19 protein-coding genes are annotated in these 21,977 nt (G+C 46.8%); 2 read left to right on the top strand and 17 right to left on the bottom strand.

Going from position 1 to position 21,977, the window contains the following annotated elements; all coding sequences use genetic code 11:
• Positions 1-215 precede the first annotated feature (215 nt).
• Positions 216-851, top strand: coding sequence for a TonB-dependent receptor (locus CCY32_RS09185; RefSeq protein WP_168171466.1), 636 nt, complete (start codon positions 216-218; stop codon positions 849-851).
• Between the two features lie 44 nt (positions 852-895).
• Here CCY32_RS09185 and CCY32_RS09190 read toward each other — a convergent pair whose 3' ends face one another.
• The 11 genes from CCY32_RS09190 to murF all read right to left on the bottom strand — a co-directional run bounded on the left by CCY32_RS09190 (position 896) and on the right by murF (position 13,601).
• The gene (locus CCY32_RS09190) at positions 896-2,080 is read right to left on the bottom strand and encodes a hypothetical protein (RefSeq protein WP_088330316.1); all 1,185 of its coding nucleotides are present in this window, start codon (positions 2,078-2,080) and stop codon (positions 896-898) included.
• A gap of 9 nt (positions 2,081-2,089) precedes the next feature.
• The gene (locus CCY32_RS09195) at positions 2,090-3,652 is read right to left on the bottom strand and encodes an MBOAT family protein (protein ID WP_088330317.1); all 1,563 of its coding nucleotides are present in this window, start codon (positions 3,650-3,652) and stop codon (positions 2,090-2,092) included.
• Between the two features lie 50 nt (positions 3,653-3,702).
• On the bottom strand, positions 3,703-4,533 hold the full coding sequence (locus CCY32_RS09200) for a hydrolase 1, exosortase A system-associated (RefSeq protein WP_088330318.1): 831 nt from the start codon (positions 4,531-4,533) through the stop codon (positions 3,703-3,705).
• Complete coding sequence (locus CCY32_RS09205) at positions 4,533-5,318, bottom strand: hypothetical protein (protein WP_168171467.1); 786 nt, start codon at positions 5,316-5,318, stop codon at positions 4,533-4,535. Before CCY32_RS09205 ends, CCY32_RS09200 begins: the two co-directional genes overlap by 1 nt.
• Positions 5,315-6,004 carry a hypothetical protein gene (locus CCY32_RS09210; protein WP_088330320.1) on the bottom strand — a complete coding sequence of 230 codons (690 nt, stop codon included), beginning with the start codon at positions 6,002-6,004 and terminating at the stop codon, positions 5,315-5,317. Before CCY32_RS09210 ends, CCY32_RS09205 begins: the two co-directional genes overlap by 4 nt.
• On the bottom strand, positions 6,001-6,942 hold the full coding sequence (locus CCY32_RS09215) for a polysaccharide deacetylase family protein (protein ID WP_088330321.1): 942 nt from the start codon (positions 6,940-6,942) through the stop codon (positions 6,001-6,003). The genes CCY32_RS09210 and CCY32_RS09215 overlap by 4 nt, the downstream gene beginning before the upstream one ends.
• Positions 6,943-7,103: 161 nt before the next feature.
• On the bottom strand, positions 7,104-8,174 hold the full coding sequence (locus CCY32_RS09220) for a GNAT family N-acetyltransferase (protein WP_088330322.1): 1,071 nt from the start codon (positions 8,172-8,174) through the stop codon (positions 7,104-7,106).
• A gap of 25 nt (positions 8,175-8,199) precedes the next feature.
• A complete protein-coding gene (locus CCY32_RS09225; RefSeq protein ID WP_246840574.1) occupies positions 8,200-9,972 on the bottom strand; it encodes an asparagine synthase-related protein in 1,773 nt (590 codons plus the stop codon).
• Positions 9,973-10,114: 142 nt separating this feature from the next.
• Entirely contained in the window at positions 10,115-11,101 is a 987-nt protein-coding gene (locus CCY32_RS09230) for a hypothetical protein (protein ID WP_168171468.1), read from the bottom strand.
• 16 nt (positions 11,102-11,117) lie between these two features.
• A complete protein-coding gene (locus CCY32_RS09235) occupies positions 11,118-11,780 on the bottom strand; it encodes a tetratricopeptide repeat protein (protein ID WP_141096211.1) in 663 nt (220 codons plus the stop codon).
• Positions 11,781-12,341: 561 nt separating this feature from the next.
• A complete protein-coding gene (gene murF / locus CCY32_RS09240) occupies positions 12,342-13,601 on the bottom strand; it encodes a UDP-N-acetylmuramoyl-tripeptide--D-alanyl-D-alanine ligase (RefSeq protein ID WP_088330325.1) in 1,260 nt (419 codons plus the stop codon).
• 271 nt (positions 13,602-13,872) lie between these two features.
• Here murF and CCY32_RS09245 point away from each other — a divergent pair, with 271 nt between their 5' ends.
• A complete protein-coding gene (locus CCY32_RS09245) occupies positions 13,873-15,036 on the top strand; it encodes a sugar-transfer associated ATP-grasp domain-containing protein (protein WP_088330326.1) in 1,164 nt (387 codons plus the stop codon).
• Between the two features lie 5 nt (positions 15,037-15,041).
• Here CCY32_RS09245 and CCY32_RS09250 read toward each other — a convergent pair whose 3' ends face one another.
• From CCY32_RS09250 to CCY32_RS09275, 6 genes are read right to left on the bottom strand one after another with little or no spacing between them, the layout of a single operon-like run.
• The gene (locus CCY32_RS09250; RefSeq protein WP_168171469.1) at positions 15,042-16,109 is read right to left on the bottom strand and encodes a sugar-transfer associated ATP-grasp domain-containing protein; all 1,068 of its coding nucleotides are present in this window, start codon (positions 16,107-16,109) and stop codon (positions 15,042-15,044) included.
• Entirely contained in the window at positions 16,102-17,193 is a 1,092-nt protein-coding gene (locus CCY32_RS09255; protein WP_088330328.1) for a sugar-transfer associated ATP-grasp domain-containing protein, read from the bottom strand. Before CCY32_RS09255 ends, CCY32_RS09250 begins: the two co-directional genes overlap by 8 nt.
• 8 nt (positions 17,194-17,201) lie before the next feature.
• Positions 17,202-18,188, bottom strand: coding sequence for a polysaccharide deacetylase family protein (locus tag CCY32_RS09260; protein ID WP_088330329.1), 987 nt, complete (start codon positions 18,186-18,188; stop codon positions 17,202-17,204).
• The gene (locus CCY32_RS09265; RefSeq protein ID WP_088330330.1) at positions 18,185-19,090 is read right to left on the bottom strand and encodes a hypothetical protein; all 906 of its coding nucleotides are present in this window, start codon (positions 19,088-19,090) and stop codon (positions 18,185-18,187) included. Before CCY32_RS09265 ends, CCY32_RS09260 begins: the two co-directional genes overlap by 4 nt.
• Positions 19,091-19,093: 3 nt before the next feature.
• Positions 19,094-20,611: a lipopolysaccharide biosynthesis protein gene (locus tag CCY32_RS09270; RefSeq protein ID WP_088330331.1), complete on the bottom strand. Its 1,518-nt coding sequence runs from the start codon at positions 20,609-20,611 to the stop codon at positions 19,094-19,096.
• Positions 20,608-21,972: a putative O-glycosylation ligase, exosortase A system-associated gene (locus CCY32_RS09275; RefSeq protein ID WP_088330332.1), complete on the bottom strand. Its 1,365-nt coding sequence runs from the start codon at positions 21,970-21,972 to the stop codon at positions 20,608-20,610. The genes CCY32_RS09270 and CCY32_RS09275 overlap by 4 nt, the downstream gene beginning before the upstream one ends.
• Between the last annotated feature and the right edge of the window lie 5 nt (positions 21,973-21,977).

Genomic DNA, 21,977 nt, shown 5'->3' on the forward strand with positions numbered 1-21,977 from the left:
TGCACATTACTCAGAACTGGAAATAAAAAAACCGCTTCACCACTCGATAGCGAAAACAACACATGTAGCAAACCCAGTAACGCGCCAGATTGCGGCCATACTGGCCGTACCTTGCACCATTCCATGAGTATCTCGACTTGTCTTGGAGGAGCGTAATGTAAGAATATGGCCCCTCCCAATATAATGAAAGGCCAGAGCCCAAAAGAAGACCGCTGGTGTGTAAGGTTGGTAGCCATAGAATTCAGGTAAGAAAGTGCTGCAGATATATCATTTGCTCTAAACAATATCCGAGAAAAACCACAAAATTAGACTCAACCCTGCAGCATGCCACGAATAGCAAAAAAGGTTACAAGTGGTTTCTGACTGAGCTATCCAAGTTTTATAACCAGTTTGAAGATCTGGTGGATTTCGATGCCGAGCTGTTTACCAATGTTAATCGCTCCGAAGTGCACACATCCGGAGTCGAATGGCGAGGCAGTGGGCAACTGAACGAGTGGCTCAGTGTCAGCCTGGATTTTGCCTATCTGGATATTGATGTTAAAGATAGCGTCAGCCATCTGCGTAGACGCCCGAAATGGTCAGGCGGTATTCAGCTTGTTGCACAGCGGGACAGCATTAACATCACGCTCTCTGCCGACTCCCGTGGCGATTTCTACGACAGTTCCATACCCACCGGTGAAATCCTGCTGAGCGGTTACACCGAAGTGGCCTTAGCGGCCCGCTGGCACCTGAGCAACAACCTTAGCTTTAGCCTGAGTCTGGATAACCTTCTGGATAAAAACTTCCAGCAATCGGTAGGCTTTATCGACCCGGGTCGTCAGGCCAGAGCGGGCATCCGGTATCGTCTGTAAACCTAACACCATTTGATCAAACCCATACCTGCTCGGGGTATGGGCTATCTGCCAAGTCCTGATTTCAGTTTATCCCATTGCGCCTGTGATTGGAGCAACCCTTCGTTATTTTCCCGGATTATTGTCTCGATAGTATGTTCGTTCAAGCGATGACCAAAGTTATCTGGCTCGCCCGATTTCATGCGCCGTAATATTAAATCCCCCACATCTGATTTGTAGTGGGCGGGCTCCCAATAGAACTCCATTTCCTGATGTGGGGTGGATACGGGCACCGGCTCAAGCGTGTACTGACTAAACCCACTGAAATCCCAGAGCTCTATTGATTCGGCATGGTTATTCAAAGCTGCAAGGTAAGTTTTCCACCTCATAAAGTCCTGCCAGTAACCTTTTTCTGCCAACACCTGAAGGTACGAGTAATGATAAGGGCTGGTAAAAATAGTCAGACGGATATCAGCATTATTCAGAGTACTTATAAAAGTACGCAGCTTCGAAAATTCTCCCGAATCGCCCTGCTCGGGCTCGAATACAAGATTATCCTTGTTGAGCCGCTGTTCTATTTCATCCAGTTTTTGATTAAATAAAGGAATCACTCCCTCCAACTTTACAATCTGCCGATACTCTTGAGCCGTATTGAATCCCATAGAGGTTATGCTGCTGACCTCCGAATCCTGCGAAAAAAGGGTTCTGATGGTTGCTGAGAGTGCATCCAGAGATAGGGTCATTGCCATCTTTTCCTTCAGCATAAACCATTGAGTCTGTTCGCTATTCTCCGAACGCAGATAAGGTAAACGGCTGTTATAGTCAGCCTTAGCGGAAGATTGAGCGTGGGACGATTTCGTCGACAGAAAATCCAGGAAGTCCACACTGAGAATCACTTCTTTTACCGAGTTGTTTGCATGAATAACATTCAGCCCGTAGTCCAGCTGCATCGCCAAACTCGCACCCGGCATCCCCAAATTGTAAACCCGCCCCGACTCAAACAACTCATGTTTAGGATCGATTCCCATCTCAATTCTGGAGTTTCCTAGCAGCAACACCTGCGGTGCCGCCTGAACACTGCGATAAGCTTTAGAAATCCTAGAGCGATTTCCGGCCTCAGGCTTAGTCGCATTGATACCCTGATAAACCGGCGACCAATACATTCCGAAAGGATCAACGACCCAATTAATTAGCCCTATTGAGGCTAAAACACATGAGAACGAAAGCGCAAAAATCAGAATAAACCTCATTGATAGTCCTTAGAACTGGAAGTACAAAAATTCACTGACCTGCGAGAGAGTCAGTACTGCCAGCGCAGCCATTGCTCCAGTTGCGACAGCCCAATACCAGGTTACTCTGAAGCCTTTTCCTTCTGTGGCAGATATCAGTGGCCAAAACGTTGCGGCTCTGGCATAACACAATGAACTTAACGAGCCCTGGTAACGGGCAAATAGATCCTGAACATTAGGCAGCAACACCACTGCAAAAAGTAACACCGCGTTCCAAAGCCAGGTTTTCATAAAGATTTCGCCTCCACCATTAGGTGTTGAAATACCAAGCGAATTGAACAGATCAGTTAGCCCCAATCTGACCGCTATACCGTTGGGTACAGCGATTCCATTCATACCTGCCATGCTTTGCAGCATACCCGTGGCGCCATCCAGGGTTACCGCTCTGAAAAATACCCATCCCACCACAACACAAAGCATCGTTACCAACCAGGAAATAAAAATATAAAGGCCCTCCTTCCGGACTCCTTCAGCCAAATTAGCTGTCACTCGCTGCCAGCCATGGTTGATGGCAAGATAGAACCCGTGTAACGCGCCCCAAATCACAAAGTTCCAGCCTGCTCCGTGCCACAAACCACCTAGAAGCATGGTAATAAACAGGTTGGTGTAGCGTTTCGTTTCACCCTTGCGGTTCCCGCCAAGAGGTATATAGATATAGTCTCTGAGAAAACGTGACAAGGTAATATGCCAGCGCCGCCAAAACTCGGAAATACTTGCCGATTTATAAGGCGAATAAAAATTGAGAGGTAATATGATGCCGAACATCCTAGCCAGGCCAATAGCCATGTCTGAATAGCCAGAAAAATCAAAATATAATTGGAAGGTATAGGCCAGCGCGCCGCCCCATGCCGTAAAGAAATCCACTGTCTGTCCCGCATCCACCTGAGCAAAAACAGGGTTAGCATACACAGCAACGCCATCCGCAAGCACAGTCTTCTTGAACAAGCCAATAGCGAAGATACTTATCCCAACAACAAAATGGTTCACATCAAAGCGATAACGCTCACTACGCATAAACTGTGGAAGCATTTCCTTATGATGAACGATAGGACCCGCAATCAGTTGAGGGAAGAAACACACAAAGAGCGCATAGTGAATAAACGAATACTCTCTGGTAATCCCCTTATAGGAGTCCACAAGGTAAGCAATTTGCTGGAAGGTAAAAAACGAAATCGCCAGAGGTAATAGTATTTGCCCCAGATCCCAAGACGTATCCAATGTGGCATTGATATTAAAAACAATAAAACCGGCGTACTTATAGTAAGCAATTAACGCCAGGTTCATCGCAACGCCTAGTATCAGTATGGATTTACTGCCAGAACTCCCCAGCCGCTGGCCCAACTTAAAGTTAAACACCATGGAGAAAAGCAGTAAAAGCAGGTAGACCGGATTCCACCATGAATAAAAGAACAAAGAGCAAACAACCAGTACACCTATTGCTGCCTCATTTCCCCAGCGCCTGGCACAGATGAAAAAGGCCAATAATGTCAGAGGGAGGAAGGCAAATAAAAATTCCGGTGAGTTAAACAGCATGAAGGAGTCCTTTTTATACGGCTGTCAGATGCGTTTTCCGAAGATAATAATTAGTTCTTGTCCAACTTGCTACAAACAAAACTGTAGGTAAGCTTTTCCAACTCTCGTTTAAACTCTGACGCCGAAAAAGTATGGTCAGCTTGTTCAAGTCGGTGAATCTCGCATTGCTCATTGTTTACGGCTGACCAGGCCATGTTGCCTATCACCTGCTGCTCAAATTCCCTGGCGGTGAGATCCACTCCGCTTAACACCAGACAGATTTTTCCATGAAATTTCTCAATGCCAGACTGCATGCGCTGCTGATAGCTGCCCTGCATCTGATTGTCTGTGGCCATAGAGTCCTGCACAAAACCTTTGGCGTCTTTAAGACTGCCCCCAAGGTTTATCTTCCCGCCAAGCAGTTTCTTCCAGAAATCCTTTGATAACAACCGTTGCAAATAATAGTGTCTGACCATGGTTTTACCCATTGCCGCTTCACTTCTGAGCCAGGGATTCAGCAATACCAACCCCTTAACCCTATTGTCTTTATGGGCGTAAATCATTGCTGCAGAGGCCGCATCGCACAGTCCCCAAATCACTAGCTGAGACAGGCCAGTTTCAGCGCAGAAAGCATCAATGGCAGATTTAATGTCATCACAAACTGCTTCAAAGGGCTGTTTTTGTCCTTCACTATCCCCCATGCCCCGGTAATCAAAACGCATAGACGCAATGCCCTGCGTGGCCAGCCCTCTGGAGAGCTGCACAAACTGACGATGACTACCCACCCGATATTGAGGCCCACCTACGACAATCAGCACCCCCGCTGAATGACAATTTAGTGGCTGATGGACTATCCCCAAAAGACACTGTCCATGAAGCTCAAAACTGATAGCCTTTTCCATTATCCCTGCACTCCTTTTAGACTCACCGGATACAAGTCCGGCACATCGAAGGTTTCGGGGTTCTGCCAGAATGCCGGGCAAGGAAAGGTCTGCAATTTCAGATTTGGCTCTAGCCAGTCGGCGGTTATTCGTTCTATTACCGGGGTGAGTTTGTCGGTGCCAAGTTCCAGCCAGGTGACCGGAGACTGAGCATCCGCCTCTGCTTTAAGCTGTTCAATAGAAGCCAGCAGGGTTTCATTAACGGGGTAGCCCGCCACTTCAACGGTTCCACCTTCTTTTATCCGTTGCCGCCAGTCCACTTTCTCGGCACTGCCCTTCATCATACTACTGGCTTGTTTCAGACGAAGAAACTGACTGACAAGCAACTTACCGCTGGTTACCGGCTTCCACAGTAATTGGCTGTTTATGGGTAGCGCCTGATGTAACTGCTGCTGAAAATGCAGTTGCATCAGAGCACCAAAACGCACACCCCATAAGCTAATCTGTTCAACGTCCCGGGACAGTAACCACTGCCCTGCAGTAAGGATGTCCTCCAGCCAGATATCCGTGTTGGCCTGATTAATATCCCCTTCGCTGTCACCCGTACCATAGTAATCAAGCGTACAAACAGGCAATCCCTGAGTAGCGAAGTATTGCGCCTGCTTTGCCATCACAGCCCTTGCGAGATTCATTTCCTCGAACAGCGGCGGCAGGCATAAAACTGCTCGTCTGGCTGGCAAGGTGCCACTCAGGGTAAGCAGTACTCTACCTGCTGATGAAGGAATAAAGTGACCAGACAAATTCATGAAGGCAAAAGCGAGTCGCTGAAATCGAAAAAAGGCTTCCCTTTCTCACCAATACTTATAGCCAGATAAGGCTTTCGCGTCGCGAATGTAATTTGAAAACTCCGGATTTTCAGAAAGACAACTGTACCAAGGCGCTTAGCCCCAAGTTTTTCATGTGTTGTCACCGATGCGAGATTATAGGCAGAGATGCGACTCAGGGTTGTCTGGTAACCAAGGGTGAGTAAGTCGTTGGATGCTCGCTGCCAGGTGTAGAAAAAAAGCCGGCCCAATCGATATTTCGGAACAACGTAAACATCAAAATCCCATACCTGATCTGGAGCAAGCAAGACCCGATAATTCACCTCGTCTTCATCGAATGACGTGTTAGCAAACCAGGCACATGATGCGAGTTGATCATCTTTCGTAGCCATAAGACATCGCACATTTCCATCAAATCGCTTTTTAAGTTTTTCATCCGGCCGGGGAAGCGTCATTAACATAGAGCTGAACCGCTCAGTCCATTCAAAATTAAAAGCATGGGCTCTTTTTTGTTCTTCTCGTTTCAAACTCTGTTGATAAAAGTGATAGATATAGAAACCGGATTGAGTACTTAACTTACTCAAAACAAAATGGATAAGGTAGCCGGAGCCTACCAAGAAGCCAAACTCATGATAGTTATTGATCAATTTCTGAAGCAGTGAACTCATTCATAACCCCAAATCTGATTAAGTACAAGACGTCCCATAAACCTTGATGGCTCTCTGTCCCAAGGCGTAAAACGCCTGAGCAACCAAGGCGATGTATGGTGATTAGAGGTTCCCCAATTTGTAATAACAGCGGAATCGAAATCTGCCTGCTGAACTAACTTAACGGTATTCTCATCCAAATCTTTCCCCAACATCCCGTTTGGATAAGCAAAATGTCTGACGTCTTTCCCCGTCCAGTTTTGTAACTGTGACTTACTTCTCGATATTTCCTGAAATTGTTCTTCCTGAGGCAATATTTTTAGGATGGGGTGATTGACAGTATGTGCGCCAATATTAACGCCCCGATCGGAAAGCTGCCTAATCTGCTCAGGATTCATCATCAGGGGGGCTTGTTCACTTACGTTGTTTTCCTGATAAAACCCATTAATTATCGACAACCTTGTCTCAACCGGGAGGTACTTTAGTTTTTTCAACCATGTTTCGGCCAGTGTTCGCCGTTGCGTGAAATCACTCAGAACTACGTTTTCGCCATTGAGCAATAGACTCTTACGTTGTGGATCGCTAAAGAGGTGAATGACTCTATCATTCCACATATTAACGCCTTCGCTGAAGCCCGTGGCCACATAGACGGTAGCCGGGATGGCATATTTTTCCAAAATCGGCTGGGCCACTGTCAGGTTGTTCAGATAACCATCATCAAAGGTGACACATACTGCATTGGGCAATATGCGATTAGCTTTAAGATCAGCAACAGCTCTGTCCAAAGAGACAGGGGTAAAATAGCGAGCCAGTAAGGCCATTTGCTTTTCAAATGTTTGTGTAGTGGGTAAGTCAGGTCTCAGAGGATCAGGCTTTTCCAATACCTGATGGTATACGAGGATGGATAGCTTCCCTCTTCCGAGCAATTTACCCGCCAGGGACATTCCCAAGCCAAACATAGTTATACTTCCATGCAAAAAATTAGCAGGCTGAAATTAAGCCTTTACACTGGCTAGTGTATACGAAGAATCTCGTCGACTGTACATATTTACGCCAATTACAGGTAAGAACTTGTGCACAAACTTTCAGATCTTTACACATTAACCTTGCACAGAGAATGCTATCCGCGAGAGGAAATACTCTTTTTAAAAGCAGACAACTGATTATATAAGGTATATACCAGACCCGCAGGCCTTAAACTGTTGCTTACCTGCAAGCCATACAGCTTTTGAGAGGCGCTCATCCAGTCTTGTTTGTAATTGTCAGCCCCTGTCAGGAAATCGATTTTTGCCACTTTATCCTGAGCAATAACATAGTTGAACAATTCTGCTGATAGAACGGTACCTGCACTGAACTTTGAATAGTCCTCATCATAGGCCAGTTTATAGATATAAGCGGTTTTGCCATTCACAAACCATAATTGCGCTGCTATTGGCTTACTCTGATGATATGCAATGCCGATTCTGAGCTCGCCCTTTTCATACTGATAGCGACATAAGTGATCTATGAAGTCAGGGCTCGCTTCACTATGCTTCCAACTACTGTTATACACCTGATGATAATCTGCCAGCAATTTTTCAATGTCATTATCGCTACAATCAGTCACCAGAAACGAAAAATCGCCGGCCTTTTCCATTTTGCGGCGCTTTCTCTTAATCGTGTTTTTTAACCTGCTGGAGCGGCTTGCCCAAAATGAATCAGTATCAGCGATATCATCATGAAACCAGTTCACCGAAAAATCATAAATATGCGAACTGAATCCGGCCTCATCAAAAGCTACTCGCCATGCATCGGCCTGTTGAATCGTCAATGGAAAGAGCGTAATCGTGTCGAATTTTTTAAACCAGGTGAGAGATTCTCTGACCAGCTGGCTATAGTCAGCACGGATATCTCCAACACAAAAGACATCAAACATTGGTGAGTAATAATTACTCATACTATTAAGATGTCGGATGCTAAATAACCCGTAGTCGCGTTCCATCTGCTTGAAAAACGCGTATTGCATCCCTGCTGACGTCTTACATGACAACACCCTCGTGTCGCCTTGTTGGCCTGCATAACGTTCATAGATTTCAAACCAACCTGGCCGCAGAAAAACCGGCGTATCAGGTAACAAGCATTGCACAAGATCAGATGAAGGCTGCTGATAAAGCGCCTCTATACTGGGGTGAACTTGATATCTTTCTGTCAAACCGCAACCTGGATACGAAACATTCTCAAAGGCCGCGACTGGTCAGCCACAACTCCAACACCACCATAATCCAGATCAGTTCACCATAGTAACTGGCATGACCGGACTGATAGGTGCTTAAGGCCGTATCAATGAATTCTGGGCGAAAAATTTCTCTCTTACGCAGCCGTTGCAGGCTGTCATGAGTGATTTCCTGTAATCTGGGTTGCTCTTTCATCCACACCCCGAATGGCAGCCCGAAACCGTGCTTGGATTTACTCAGCGTCTCATCAGCGAGGAAACCCCGGAAACTGTTTTTATAAAAATCTCTCAGCCTGTTACCGGGCAACTTTACGCCGGATGGCACCGTACAACTAAAATCCACCACTTCTTTTTCCAGCAGCGGATAACGCACTTCCACACCGGCTTTACGACACATTCTGGACACCTTCACCAGATCGTTATCCGCCAGTGTGAATTTCCAATCCAGATACATCATCCTTTCAACAGGATCATCAGATAGACACTGCTGATAACGATCGCGCTTGGCCTTGGCGGGTTCTTCAGTATCAACGTTGGCCAGAAAATCTTCCCGGAACATGGATTTCACATCAAAACGATTGAGAAAATTATAGGTATCCATGCGGTCCGGCAACGGGATACTAGCCTGGTTCACATAACTGAGCCCCTTTTTGAGCACCGGCAGCTTACCCAGAGGGGTATTGAGGAGCGCTTCCAGCGGCTTTTGCATCAAACCGGGCACTTGAGAATAGGCTTCGAATACCTTTTGCTTGGCGTAGCGCTCGTTGCCACCAAACAGCTCATCGCCGCCGTCACCGGCGAGCATCACCTCGGTTCCATTCTCCTTTGCCACTTTGGCGCAGATATAAGCCGCCATAGCCGATGAGTTACCAAAAGGCTCATCATAGTAGCCTGCCACTTCGACAAAGTTATCCACTATTTCCTGCGGCTGCAGATAGTGGACCTGGTGATTGGTATTAAACTTACGGGCCGTAATTTCGGCGTACTCGGTTTCATCATAGCCTTTGGCATCGAAGCCAATAGAAATTGTCGGGGCGTTGGGCTGATGTTTGGCAAACATTCCGGCCACGGTTGAGCTATCCAGCCCCCCACTTAGAAACGCGGCGGATTTCAGCGCAATATTACGTTTAACCGCCTGCTCTATCACCTCACGGCAGCGGACCATCAATACTTCAGGTGATTCGCTTGAATAGTGATACTCTGGTTGATACAGATTGGACTCTTGTATTTCTCCCGATGTCTGCACACGCAACTGAGTACCTGGCTTAAGCTTCTGTGCGCCACGATAAATGGTTCGTGTAGAAGGAATACAATGATAGAAACAATAGTTAAACAGTGCCTGAGGGCTAAGCTGCAGGCCCTCACTATCAAGTTCAGGCTCGATGAGTTTGAGGGAGTCGGTTACCCAGTACTGCTCGGCATGTTGAGTAAGATATACCGGCACGCTGCCGACATGATCTGACACCAAGCGCATCGCACCGGTCTGCTTATCCAGAATCACCAATGCAAAGAAGCCCGCAATAGCGCCATAAAACGCGCTACCTTTTTTGGCCAGGCATTCAAGCAACCATTGAGCCGGGTTTTCGAGGCCATAGTCCTGATCATACGGGCGCAACCTACCCATGACGCAGACCAAATGCTGGTCGTTTTCGGCCACCGATAGGTCATGCTCGGTCACCAGGCTCACCTTGCAGGGTTTATCGCCTGTGCGGGTTAGTTCAATACGCTGACTAGCGATTTGCTTCGGTGCCGACTCTCGGCTTTCCAGATTCCACATAATTGCTCGCTTTCCTTACCCTTTTCGCCTAACCCAACAGCACCATGATACTTACCCGCATCGGTTACTCCAAGCTTTACTGATACAACACATTTCCCCCAACATCAGCTATTGTGCGAGGGCCCGATTAGTTGAACTTAAATTAATACCGCCAGGGCAGGATTCCATATATCGCGTCAATCATGCCTTCAGGGGATTCGTGTATGCCAAGCACTTTTTGATTTCGCATATCGTACCCTACCACGATGGAATTATTTCCTGAGCTATATTTAAAATTGCCTTTTGACAAATACTTGAGCTTTGATTTGAAGTTCGTCTGTCGAAGCTTGGAGAAGCCAATATAGAAAATGTCATCCTCGATCAACAGTCCTCTGCACCAACCGTTGGGCCGGTTTCTGTGGGCCTTAAAAGGATCGTGTTTCTCTAAAACAGATCTGGACGCAGGATCACAGACCACTAAGGTACCATCGACCCGTGTGAAGACGAGCTTGTCTTGCCACCACAAACCGTCATGGACACTGATCGAACCACCATCACTGATATCAATACGATCATTGACGTCGTTAAGGCGCACAGCATCCCCTTGTGTGCAGCGCGTTACCCATAGCTCATCATCCACCTTAAAAATGTAATTTGGATGACTATGGTGAGGCTTGGTGGAATGAACCTTTCTGTAATCTATATCCGGACTAAAACGGTGCCAGGGCGCCAGGCCTTCAGTATTCAGGACTTGCTTGACCGCGCCGCTTTGTTTGTCCAGTAGTACAACGTTATCCAGTCCAGTGGAAGTCACTGCCAAGGTATCACCGAAGACATGAACAGAATGTACGTTCTGAAAACAGGGGTGAGAAAACACCGCTAACAGCTTAAGGTCTGGCAATGCGTATTTATAAATTTCCGTATCTGTAGGAAGCCATAGCACATCGCCTTCAAGGCAGGCAGCGGTATATTGCAGATTGGGATGTTCGTCTGGGTAATGATCGCCGCCATCTGTTTTGGTGAGTACTTCCTGAAACTCCCCCGTCTCGAGATTCAGACTAACCATTATCGATTTTTCGTAATACTTACCGTCGCCTAACTCAAACCCATTGGGCCTCAATCCGGCGCCGGTGATCAAAAGCTTTTTCACTGCCACGCTTGTTCCCTTATTCTTGCTTTAATTCAGTTAATTTTTCTCGCAGCCCGGGCAAAGGATAACCTGCATCATAAGCGATATCGGCGTGTTTCTCAGCTAACTCAGGTTGATTAAGACCAATCAAAACCAAGCCAATATTGTAGTGCGCCTCGATATAATTTGGTTTCAGCTCTATCGCTCTTTCCAGCAATCTCTTGGCTCTCTCCAGACGCTCATTTCTATACTCATGCAGTCCCCATACCATCAGTGTTTCCGCTTGCGCCGGAAAAACTCTATCAGCTCGTTCAAAAAAACAATCTGCCTTAAACTGTGGCTTTTTGAAATTGCGACTGGTCTGAAAGGTTGGTGAAGTCTGGTAGCGCTTTTCATAACGCGAATAGGCATCCAGTGCGCCAGGATGGTTAGGAATGGAATTCAAAACAAAAAGGATATCCCCCGGCAATGCTGTCGTGGTTCCTTTTATCAAAGATCTGACTTCTGGCGTAAAATGGTAATGCTCAACAAAATAAAGGAGGCTCTTTCCACTACCTTGTGTCGCTACCCTTGTTTCGTTAGCGTAATAGTCGTAAGGCCTTCCGCGTTTCCATTCGAGATCGAAGCATGAAGCTTCTGCAAATGCACAAAACAGAAAAAAAACGACACCGACACTCGCTTGTCTGAAAAAGAAAATCACATTGATACCTCGTCCCTCTGTGCTCGCTTAGAATACTAATGTATCCATCACATCAAGACCACAACAATAAGCAGAATTTCGTCTCTTGTTCCTCTACACTCAGTGTAGTGAATAGAGTATTGAAAGCACCACACCAAGTCGATAGCCTGTTACCTTATAAAACACAAATTGGAGCCATATATGAAAGCCTGTCGCCGGATACTTGTATCTGGTCTGCGTTCTACTCTTGTCATCTCCAGTGTACTCCTCTGCATACCGTCATATGGAGCGGGCTGGAACGAAATAGAAAACACATCACTGGAACATTATTGCCTTCCATCCAGGCTGTATGATTATAGCTTCAGCTATTACTGTAAGAACGTTATTTATGCCTGGAATAGTGGCGCGTTGGATCAAGAAACTGGCACGATGTACATCTGGGGTGGTGGTCACACAGATTACTATGGAAATGAGCTTTATTCTGTCAATCCATTAACAGAAGTAATGGCCCGCATTACAGATGCCTGCAACAGTGGCAGATCCTGAAGCAACCCCTGCGCAGAGTGAACTTGCACCGTTCCCTTAATTAGAATCCACAGCGTTAAATCGTTCAGCAACCTTACTGGCAAGCTGGTAGAGGTTTGTACCATGTGAGCCCTTAAAGAGTATCGCATCATCTGTCTGTAACTGCTTATTCAGAATCTCTTCAGCCTGATGAATATTCTCACAGCAATAGCTCACCCCTTCTGGCTGAACCTCCCGGAAACCTCTGATATAAGCCCCGGCATAATCGCCACAGGCAATAAACAGATTGGCTACCGTGCCAACCTGTTTACCCATCTGGTAGTGTAAGACATCACTTTGTTCACCTAACTCCAGCATATCACTCAGTACCACAATTCTGCGCCTATCAGCGGCCACTTCCGCAAAGGTCTCCAGGGCCGCCTTCACTGACAGCGGACTGGCGTTAAACGCGTCATTCAGGATTAAGGTATTGGAAGTGCCATTCTGAATCGTTCCCCGGTCGGGCCTGGGCTGCACATTTTGCAGCACCGACTGCATCTTAGCTCGGTCTACACCGGCCACACAACCCACACACCAGGCTGCCATCACACTATAAAGGTGATAACGATTTGTCACATAAGGGAAATGCAAGGTGACCTTTCCCTCAGCATCAGTGAGTGTTGCGTCAATGCCGTTTATCGACTGTCCATTGATCTGCATGCGCACATCAGCAGCCTCATTGAAACCAAAGAATAATGTTTTACCCTGATGCAGAACCTCCATTTCACGCACTCGGCTGTCATCGGCACATAAAATGGCCACACCGTCCTCTGTCAGTGCAGAGATAATACGGCCTTTCTCCTCAGCTATGGCTTCAATCGTGCCCAGCGTTTCAAGATGCCCAGGTGCGACAGCGGTAACAATAGAGATATCAGGACTGAAAGCGGTCACTTGCTTTCTGATTTGCCCCGGTAACATTGCCCCCACTTCGAGTATCAGGTATTGCTCTATTTTGTCTTTGGAAAAGAGGCCCAGAGCCGTGACAAGCGAAGCCTTAATCAAAGCCATAGTGCTTTTGACATTGGGCCTGTTAATGATGGTTGATGGAACACCTGTGCGACTGTTGGCATTACCCGAAGTAGCCCTGATATCAAAGCTCTCTCCCAAGACCAGGGCAACATACTCTTTGGTGGTGGTTTTGCCCACACTACCGGTAATAGCGACTATTTTTCTGGGGTGTCGCGACAACTCAACTCTCGCCAGGTTTCTTAGGATACTGGCGATAAAACTCAGTTTAAATTGATAAAGCCTACTGCTGATCGGGAGCTTCTTGCCCATAAGTCAATCTTATCTTTCCTGTTTGAACCGAAGTATAAGGGCCATGGTGACAGCTAACCAGATATTTATCACCTTCATCGGTAAGGTTTTCTAATATCCAAATATGACACATTAAATGGATAGATTAACGGAATTGGGCTTTGCCATACACTTGCGCAAACATAAATAGTGCTTGTCTGAATTTAGTAATGCAGTAGATTAGGCGGGAAATCTTTGTGATAAAATTCGCTGTTGATAAAATACCTCATGCTCCACATCAGGGAAGTTTAAGGTGCTTGATAATTATATTAAAAAGATAGAAACGCTTTACCAACAAGCAAAAGAAGTCAGACAGACTCATAAAAAAGCATTGTGGCAGCAATTACTGGATATTATTGTATTGTATCGGGTCAACCCTTGCTGCAATGTTTGGGACTACTACAAATATCGCCTGTATGCAGCGCCAAGAGGTTCTGAGCGTTACAGGAACACCCTCGGAACGGGTCAGATAGAGCCCTTCAACAGAAGTCTTAATGTAAGAACCGGGGTGACTGTCTCCTGGGATAAACTGCTTTTCGCACAGGTCTGTGACGTATTCAAACTACCAACGGTGGGGCTGGCAGGTGTATTCAAACCCGCTGGCCCCCTTGCCGACTTTATACCTGTGAAAATGAATCAGATTGAGCAGGTCAAAGAGATGATGGCAACCCGAACCGCACCATTATTTGTGAAACCTGTACTGTGTCAGCAGGGTATCGGTGGCTACTATGTCGAAGGATATGACAAAGATGCTGACCGGGTTACCACTCGCGATGGGAAAGCATTTACATTCGATGAATTCATCAAGCTCACTATCAACAACCCTGATACCCGATTGTATCGGCGCCGAATGGGCTATCTGTTTCAGGAAGTGGTCAGACAGCACCCGGCAATTTCTGAGTTTACCGGAACAGATGTGCCATCCGGCTTTAGAGTCGTTGTGCTGAACGACGAGTTTAATCCTGTCATACAGAGCGCCGTATGGAAAATTGTCAAGCCCGGCAATGTGAATGATAATTTCAGCAAAGGAAAAATAGGCAACATGGTTGCCCGAGTAAACCCAGAAGATGGATCGGTAAGCAAAGCCGTTAACGGATACTGGCCTTTTGCCCGATATTTTGACACGCATCCTGAGACTGGTCGGCGTTTCGAAGAATTCTGCATTCCCTTATGGGACAAAATGTTAAGTGAAATAAAACGCGCATCAAGTGTCATCAGCACCATGAATATCCTGCACTGGGATGTCATTATGGGAGAGGAAGGGCCGGTTCTACTGGAGTTGAACGACATAGGTGGAACTGAGTTCCTGCAAATGCATGAAACCGCACTAATGGACTCCGAGGTAAGGGATTTTATGCGCCGCTATGCCAAACTCCGAAAAGGGGAAGCTCTAGAGCGCATGCTGAAAAGTGATTAAGTCTTTTAAAGTAAACCTGCAAACAGTTTTTCATGACTTGCAAGCAAAGAGCCGGCTCCTTGAGGAGATGGCGCTAAATTGAACTCAACTATTACTGGCCCTTGCTGTGTAAACGCGATATCCAGCCCCACGAACTGAGTCGATGGCAGGATACTGATGACATCTTCACATAACTGAAGCGTTTCTGCTTTAAATGGCACTTGTACCCCTGCCAGCTTAAAGCCGGAGTCAGGATGACTATCGGTCGCCGCACCATCCTGATTTTTCAGGATCCCAAACCCCGTTTTAAAACTCTCATTGTCCATAGTCACTACGAAGCCGCCAGAAGAAACGTTATCGATAAGCTTACCAACACGCCCTACTCGAAGGTACACTCCCACTACATCAACGTCGCCTGATGCGGAACGGGTTACCCATGCACGCATAGTGTTGAGACTGCTTGAATTAAACTTTGCCAGAACAGGGTGCTGCTCCAGGTAGGACTCAATGATGTACTCATTACCTTGCGGGAGTTTAAGTTCCTTATCCAGAAATTCAGCCACGGAGAAGGTCTGGCTATCGCCCAGTTTATTCAACAAAATGCCATTATCACGGCTTATTTCCACCGCGAAGAATCCAAGACCTTCAGATCCTTCAACCAACTTAAAACACACCTTGTTGAGTTCAGGTTTGGCGGCTAACAAAGACTCCAGATCTTTTGCAGATTTGACCGGTGTCCCGCTTGCACTAAATCCTCCTGACTGACTCAGATATCCATGATAATCGGCATCAGCAATACCGTAGAACTGCAACAGCGCTTTGGCCAGCACTTTGTGCCGAGCCACAATCCGGTATTTGTATGGATTAACCCGATTCAGAAACTCATAGTACTTTTGATCATGCCAGTATCCTTTTTTCTCCTCCCAGGAGATATCCTTCTGCCATAGTCTGTATTTGTGGTAATTACCGGGCCCAAGCTTGGTGGTAAGTTGTAACACAGCCATTTCCCATATCTGACGGGAGAATGGCAGCGCATTACCTTCTTTGCTGCGCTGACGGGAAAGTCCTATCGCACGACGAATACTATTAAACATAAGGTTTCTCAGCTGCCTCCCTGAGCCTGATAGAGGGAATATTTGCATGTGCCGCACCGTCTTTATCGGGTGCCACGTTTGTTTCAACTAATACCGGCCCATGAGCCGTCATCGTCACATCCAGTCCGGCAAAACGGGTATAGGGTAATCGAAGGAGAACCATACAGGCAAAGCTTTTAATCTCCTGCCATTGTTCCAGAACAATGCCCGCCAACTGAGCACCATGATCTGGATGTTCAGTAATATCATCGCGATGGGGCGTGTACTTTGTCAGTCCCGGCTCCACCTTGCCATCAGAAAGCCTTACAGGGCACATTATTCCCCCCGCTGAGGCGTTATCAATGGCTGAGCCTGCTCTGCCTACCCTCAAGTAAGCACCAATGACCTGGACCTGGCCAGGTGTATTTTCCAATACCCAGATTCGCAGGGTATTCACACTATCAGCGTTCAGCGCCTTAAACTGATCCGATTGTTGAATATAGGCTTCGAGTACAAATTCAGCATTAGGCGCACTACCTTTGCAGCTGTTTATGAGATCCTGGGCCGTCATTTGCTGTTGTGAATGCAGGGGCTGAAATACTGGCTGCTTGTTATCATCCAGCAGAATTCTGCCTGCTATGACTCCGGCACCGCCCCAGCCTTCGATGGGTTTGATACATAAAGTACTATCGGTATGCGCACTCATCAGAGCCTCAAGCTGTGCGGCATCGGTCAGCGGCTGACCTGTATTATCAAAGCCTTTATAGGCATGAAAATAGCCAAACAGCTCAGGGGTGGGAATATGCATCAGTTTATACAGGGCCTTTTCCGAAAGTTTACTCTGAGTCAGCTTACGATACTGTGGCGAGTTTAATACCTTGAGCGCCGCATAATATTCTTTCGCAGAAATATGTTGCCACTTGTCCTGTTCAACAAAGTTTTTGCGAGCCATCCCGGCGACCACAAAATAGCGCGGACCGAGACCCGTTTTAAAGCAAAAAAACAGGGTCTGCCTGTACATATTGATTCTACTGATGCCTGCCAGTTGCGCTTCTTTATTAAGCATGCAGAACAACGTGGTAAAACGAGAAAAAATGCCGCTCATTGATGTCCTTACCTTCCCAAGCCTCTCAGCAACGTCATAAAACCACTGACTTCTGCTTCAAACTCCAATTCACTGATACTGTCGTTGTCCATAATTCGAGGCAACTTATGTATATGATGAGTATCTGAGCACAGCTCATTATCAGTTGTGGTAGCAGAACGGATTCCCAGGTCATTGAGTATCGCTAATTGCTCCTCTCGGAACTCTCCCCGAGGGTAACAGAAATGTTCAGGACGCTTGCCGGTCATTTCTACAATCGCCTTCTGATTACGCTGAAGTTCCTGCCGGGCTTCTTCTGCCCCCACCTCTGAGAAACGGTGCTTATGGGTATGTAATTCAATGGCCAGACCTTGATTATGGAGCTCCGCCACTTGCTCTGGTGACAAAAACATAAACTTACCTTTTTGCTGCCACGCATCGGAGGATTCGCCAAAATAGGCACATAATTCCAGCAGTATCGGCCGCTCGTAATCCGATCCAAGTTGCTTGACCACCTCCAGCAACATTTCTGCGTTCAGCTCCTTGCCCCGGTACTCTACAAGACAGCTGTCCTGAGCTGGTTTGAAGAGCCCATCATGCTTCCAGAACAAATAGAATACAGCCACTTTAAATACCGGCCGCCGATGCTGAATAAAATAACTGGAAAGATACAGCGTTGCCTGAAACTGACAGGCTCTAATTTGCGGCCACATGCCTTCAAGAATGGCCTGCCAGCCGTCATCAATAGTGATGACCATGGCATTTTTTTTCACCACCCCCTGCTCTCGCTGATCGATATAGTCATCCAGACTGATGGACGTAAAGTTCCATTCCTTGAGTAATTGCATACGCCGGGCAAAGGTGGATTTTTGCATAAACAGGCCCGGACGGAATAAATGTTCATCCTCCACCGAGATACCGTGATAGCAAAGAACACGGGTCTTATTTGCGGTCAATTTACGGGCCAGATAGAACAACCCTAACACTTTACTTAACCTGAGAATCAGGGCCTTCATACATCCGCCTCTGCATGGCTACATATTGCTTTCTGGTACCAGTTCAGTACCCGTCTCCGGGGCCAGAACACCACATAATTCCTTGGTATATACTTACCCGCATCGAAGGCCTGCTTGCGTGTTCGAGAGGTAGCAAAAGCCCCACTGTTACTGCTCTCCACATGAGAGAAAAACCAATAGGCGCCATTCTCTGCAAGCAGCTTATTCACAAATCCCAGATGGGGGCTGATAGCCGGTACCTGCGGATCATAATACCAGCTTGAGCCTACTATACCTTTGATATCCGGGTTAAGCTCAAGCATCTTAGCCAGGCGCAGACAGGTCAGCCGCCAGCTGTTTTCACTCAGGTGGCTTTGCTCGGCCAGATGCACATGCAATCTAAATACGGGCTTATAGCCGCCAGCCAGCAAGCCGGATTTTATAAATTGCAGGCTTTGCGTTACCCCGGCATTAAACATCAGACTGCGTTGTAATACTGAAAAAGGCTCGACGACACGCTCACCAGCAGGAAACAGTGCGCCACTTACCAGCGCCAGATCTTTAAAATAGCGGTCATCAGCTTTTTCCGACGGAGACTGACCGAGGATACGTTCAAAGCTCTGCTGGTATAGTGTCGCGATGTCCTCAGAGATATTAAAAGCGAGCAGCTTAGGATTAAAATCTTTTATCAGACGCACCAATAAAAATTGTAACAACACTGACAACAACTCCGGCCTTTCTGACTCCAGCTTACTCACGACCCGCTTCAGCTCAGGTAGATCATGATAAGGCTGCCAGGCAGTTCTGTTTTTTATACCATCAAGCAGCACTTCCGGCTCTAACCAGTCAGTCTGCTCCTGAAGCTGATGTTTCAGTTGTTCAGCCAACTGGCCAGCATGGGCGCATAAGGAGACTTTATTCATCGCTCAGATTCTGCCTCGCAAGTAGCCAGGGTAAAGTCGCTCTATGACTGTGCGCTCTAAGCCCTCGGGATAGCCCTGCCAACGCCACAACAACATCGACATCAGGGTATAACTGAGACCTCCAGCGAGAATCTGCATCAAAAGCGATAATCCCTGCCCGGGTAACCAATCCGCCCGCTGGATCAGTAATACTGAGCCTCCCATTACGATACAGGCTAAGGTCGGGCGCAAAAATACCGCTAACAGGGGCAAAACCTTTAGTTTAAGAAACAGCACCACAGCCGCCTGAGCGCCAAACAGCATAATTAAGGTTGTAACAAGACGTGCCTGACCGATTCCGACGATACCGTTGGAATCCAATAACGGGATAAAAAAGGCAAAAAACATAGCTGTGCGAATAAAGTTAATTAGAAACATAATATTCGGTTTGCCACATGCCATATAGATGTAGCCATTATTAACCGTAATACTGGTTAACATACTGGATAAGGCTAACAACTGAATCAGTGGCGCTGCCGGTAACCACTTATCCCCTAAAACCACCTCCACAAAAAGCGGTGCGATTAAAGCGATACCTAACGCCGCAGGCATGGTAAGGCATGCGGTAAGCGCAACCGTATTTAAATAAGCCTTACGCAGTTCAGTAAAGTTATCCTTAAAACGAGAGTAGACAGGAAAAGTAGCTTTATTAATTGGTTTCGCCATCTCCATGGTTGGTAAGTGAGCAATCTCTTTGCCTATGGCAAAGATGCCCACCGCTGACGGAGATAAAACTCGTCCAACAATCAACTCACTGAATTTGTCATTTAAATAGAACAGAACGTTATTCAGCAATAACCAGCGCGAAAAGCTAAACAACTTATTAAAAGACTTGAGTCCAAAACGCGGACGGAATGGGTGCATCCAATAGCTGAACAAAAGAATGATAAATTGATTAGACACCATACCAATCACCAGTGCCCAGTAATTACGGTATATAAAGGCCAAGGTGAGAGTGATGACAAAACTGATAAGTTTGGGCATTAACTGGTATTTCAGTTCTTTTCGAAAATCCATGTCCTTCTGAAAATTGACCACACCTATGTTGGCCGCGCCGGATAATATACTGGCAAAGGCAATCACATAAATCACGTGCTCTAATCGAGGATCCGAGTAAAACTGGGCGACGTAGGGTGCAGCCAGCAGCATTGCCAAGGCAGAAATCGTGCCAAACAACACCTTAAAGGTCCAGGCGGTATTGTAATCATCCCGGTCATCAGACTGACTTTGGATTAGCACGGTACCCAGACCCAGTGCACCAAAAAGTTCGATAAAGGCATAAATTGCCATAGCAATGGCAACCAAACCAAAATCTTCTGGTACCAATAAACGAGCTAAGATTATTGAGCTGATCAATCCGATGGATTTAATACCGATACGGGTTATCAGCATAAAAGCCGAACCACTGTACACCTTGCTATGTGTGTTTGTATTCTGCTCTGATTGCTGCAGTGAATCCTTAGGTGAGTGAGGCACCGTCATCCAGCATGCTCCCCTGCCACCCTGCTATCCTTTGGCTCGGCTGAAGTGCTTTGTTTCTTTATCCCATCACTCTGGCCTGCAATAATTTTCTGACGCAGGAGGGTCATCACCACGACCAGGCCCATAATTGCATAAATCAGGTCAAAGTAAGCCAGGCTGACATTCATACCGGTAATGCCATAACCTACCAGTGAGAGCGTCATCGCATTCGACAGTTGGTGATACCAGTAAACACCGTTTTTCTTGCCGATACGCGCGTTTTTCATATTGTTTAGCAAGGCGATTAGCAGCATCATCAAAAAGATAAACAGACCGACAAAACCGTGGTCACCGAGCACCTGAAAATAGATATTATGAGCCGCTTTGGGCCTGATATTATCCGGTATAGGTTTGGAGTACACTGGCCCGAATTCGGGTGTTAGTGGTGCATAATAGTTCCATAAAGTAGGCTCAGAAACAGCACGAAACCCGCCGCCTGTGACGGGATTGTCCAGAGCAATCATGGTGGATATTTTCCACGCCCAGATGCGTCCAATAAAGGAGTTATCCTCCTGGGCTGCTGTTCTCACCGAACTCTGCCGTTCCCTCCAGTCTTCAGGCGTATACTGATATGCCACCGGTAGCATGATGACAGCGACCAGCGCCCATACGAGTTTACGGTTTGACTTCAGCCAGAAGGCAAACGCCAGCACGCTCAAGCCGATAAAGCCACCTCGTGAGAAGGTACCGATAATACTGAGAATATTGAGCAGCAAGAGTACCCACAACCCCTGGCGAACCAGTTTATGTTTGGTTACCTGAATCAGATAAATCACCAGCGGAATGCACATGTTGATAGCGACCGCTAGGTCATTTCTATCAGCAATAATCCCGGCCCGGCCTGTAATTCTGTGGCTTCCGCCTGACAACACAAACTTCACGGCTTCCATGCCCGCGTAGGCGGAAATGGAGAGCACAATGGCCCAGATAAAGGTATCGATGTGCAGGCGTTTGGTCAGCGTCAGGGTAATAAAGAAAAACAGCGCCATGATCTTCAGAAACTGATTCCAGTATCCCCAGATCCAGTCAGAGTCAGAGTTTAAGTGAAACCCGGTGGTTATCAGCGTCCAGATGCCAAAAAGCATGACCCAGAAGCTCAGTGTCGTCATCTGAAAGGATTTGTGTTTGGTCACAAATAACCAGGAAAGCGCGGTGACCAATACGATGGTCAGGTTAAGACGAAAATCCTGAGAAAAACCGAACGCCCATTCTGCAGGAGCGGTCAGCGCGATCCATACCCAGGCCGCCATACCAATATAGGGGCGCTTAAAAGAGTAATAGATGGCCACAAATAGAAAGCCGACTAAAAACAAATCACGCATTAGTC

This window comes from Lacimicrobium sp. SS2-24 (genome assembly GCF_002201535.1).
GTDB lineage: Bacteria > Pseudomonadota > Gammaproteobacteria > Enterobacterales > Alteromonadaceae > Lacimicrobium.

Coding starts and splice junctions, on each gene's coding strand:
- CCY32_RS09190 (WP_088330316.1), bottom strand. CDS start 2,080: ATGAGGTTTATTCTGATTTTTGCGCTTTCGTTCTCATGTGTTTTAGCC.
- CCY32_RS09195 (WP_088330317.1), bottom strand. CDS start 3,652: ATGCTGTTTAACTCACCGGAATTTTTATTTGCCTTCCTCCCTCTGACA.
- CCY32_RS09200 (WP_088330318.1), bottom strand. CDS start 4,533: ATGGAAAAGGCTATCAGTTTTGAGCTTCATGGACAGTGTCTTTTGGGG.
- CCY32_RS09205 (WP_168171467.1), bottom strand. CDS start 5,318: ATGAATTTGTCTGGTCACTTTATTCCTTCATCAGCAGGTAGAGTACTG.
- CCY32_RS09210 (WP_088330320.1), bottom strand. CDS start 6,004: ATGAGTTCACTGCTTCAGAAATTGATCAATAACTATCATGAGTTTGGC.
- CCY32_RS09215 (WP_088330321.1), bottom strand. CDS start 6,942: ATGTTTGGCTTGGGAATGTCCCTGGCGGGTAAATTGCTCGGAAGAGGG.
- CCY32_RS09225 (WP_246840574.1), bottom strand. CDS start 9,972: ATGTGGAATCTGGAAAGCCGAGAGTCGGCACCGAAGCAAATCGCTAGT.
- murF (WP_088330325.1), bottom strand. CDS start 13,601: ATGGGCAAGAAGCTCCCGATCAGCAGTAGGCTTTATCAATTTAAACTG.
- CCY32_RS09250 (WP_168171469.1), bottom strand. CDS start 16,109: ATGTTTAATAGTATTCGTCGTGCGATAGGACTTTCCCGTCAGCGCAGC.
- CCY32_RS09255 (WP_088330328.1), bottom strand. CDS start 17,193: ATGAGCGGCATTTTTTCTCGTTTTACCACGTTGTTCTGCATGCTTAAT.
- CCY32_RS09260 (WP_088330329.1), bottom strand. CDS start 18,188: ATGAAGGCCCTGATTCTCAGGTTAAGTAAAGTGTTAGGGTTGTTCTAT.
- CCY32_RS09265 (WP_088330330.1), bottom strand. CDS start 19,090: ATGAATAAAGTCTCCTTATGCGCCCATGCTGGCCAGTTGGCTGAACAA.
- CCY32_RS09270 (WP_088330331.1), bottom strand. CDS start 20,611: ATGACGGTGCCTCACTCACCTAAGGATTCACTGCAGCAATCAGAGCAG.
- CCY32_RS09275 (WP_088330332.1), bottom strand. CDS start 21,972: ATGCGTGATTTGTTTTTAGTCGGCTTTCTATTTGTGGCCATCTATTAC.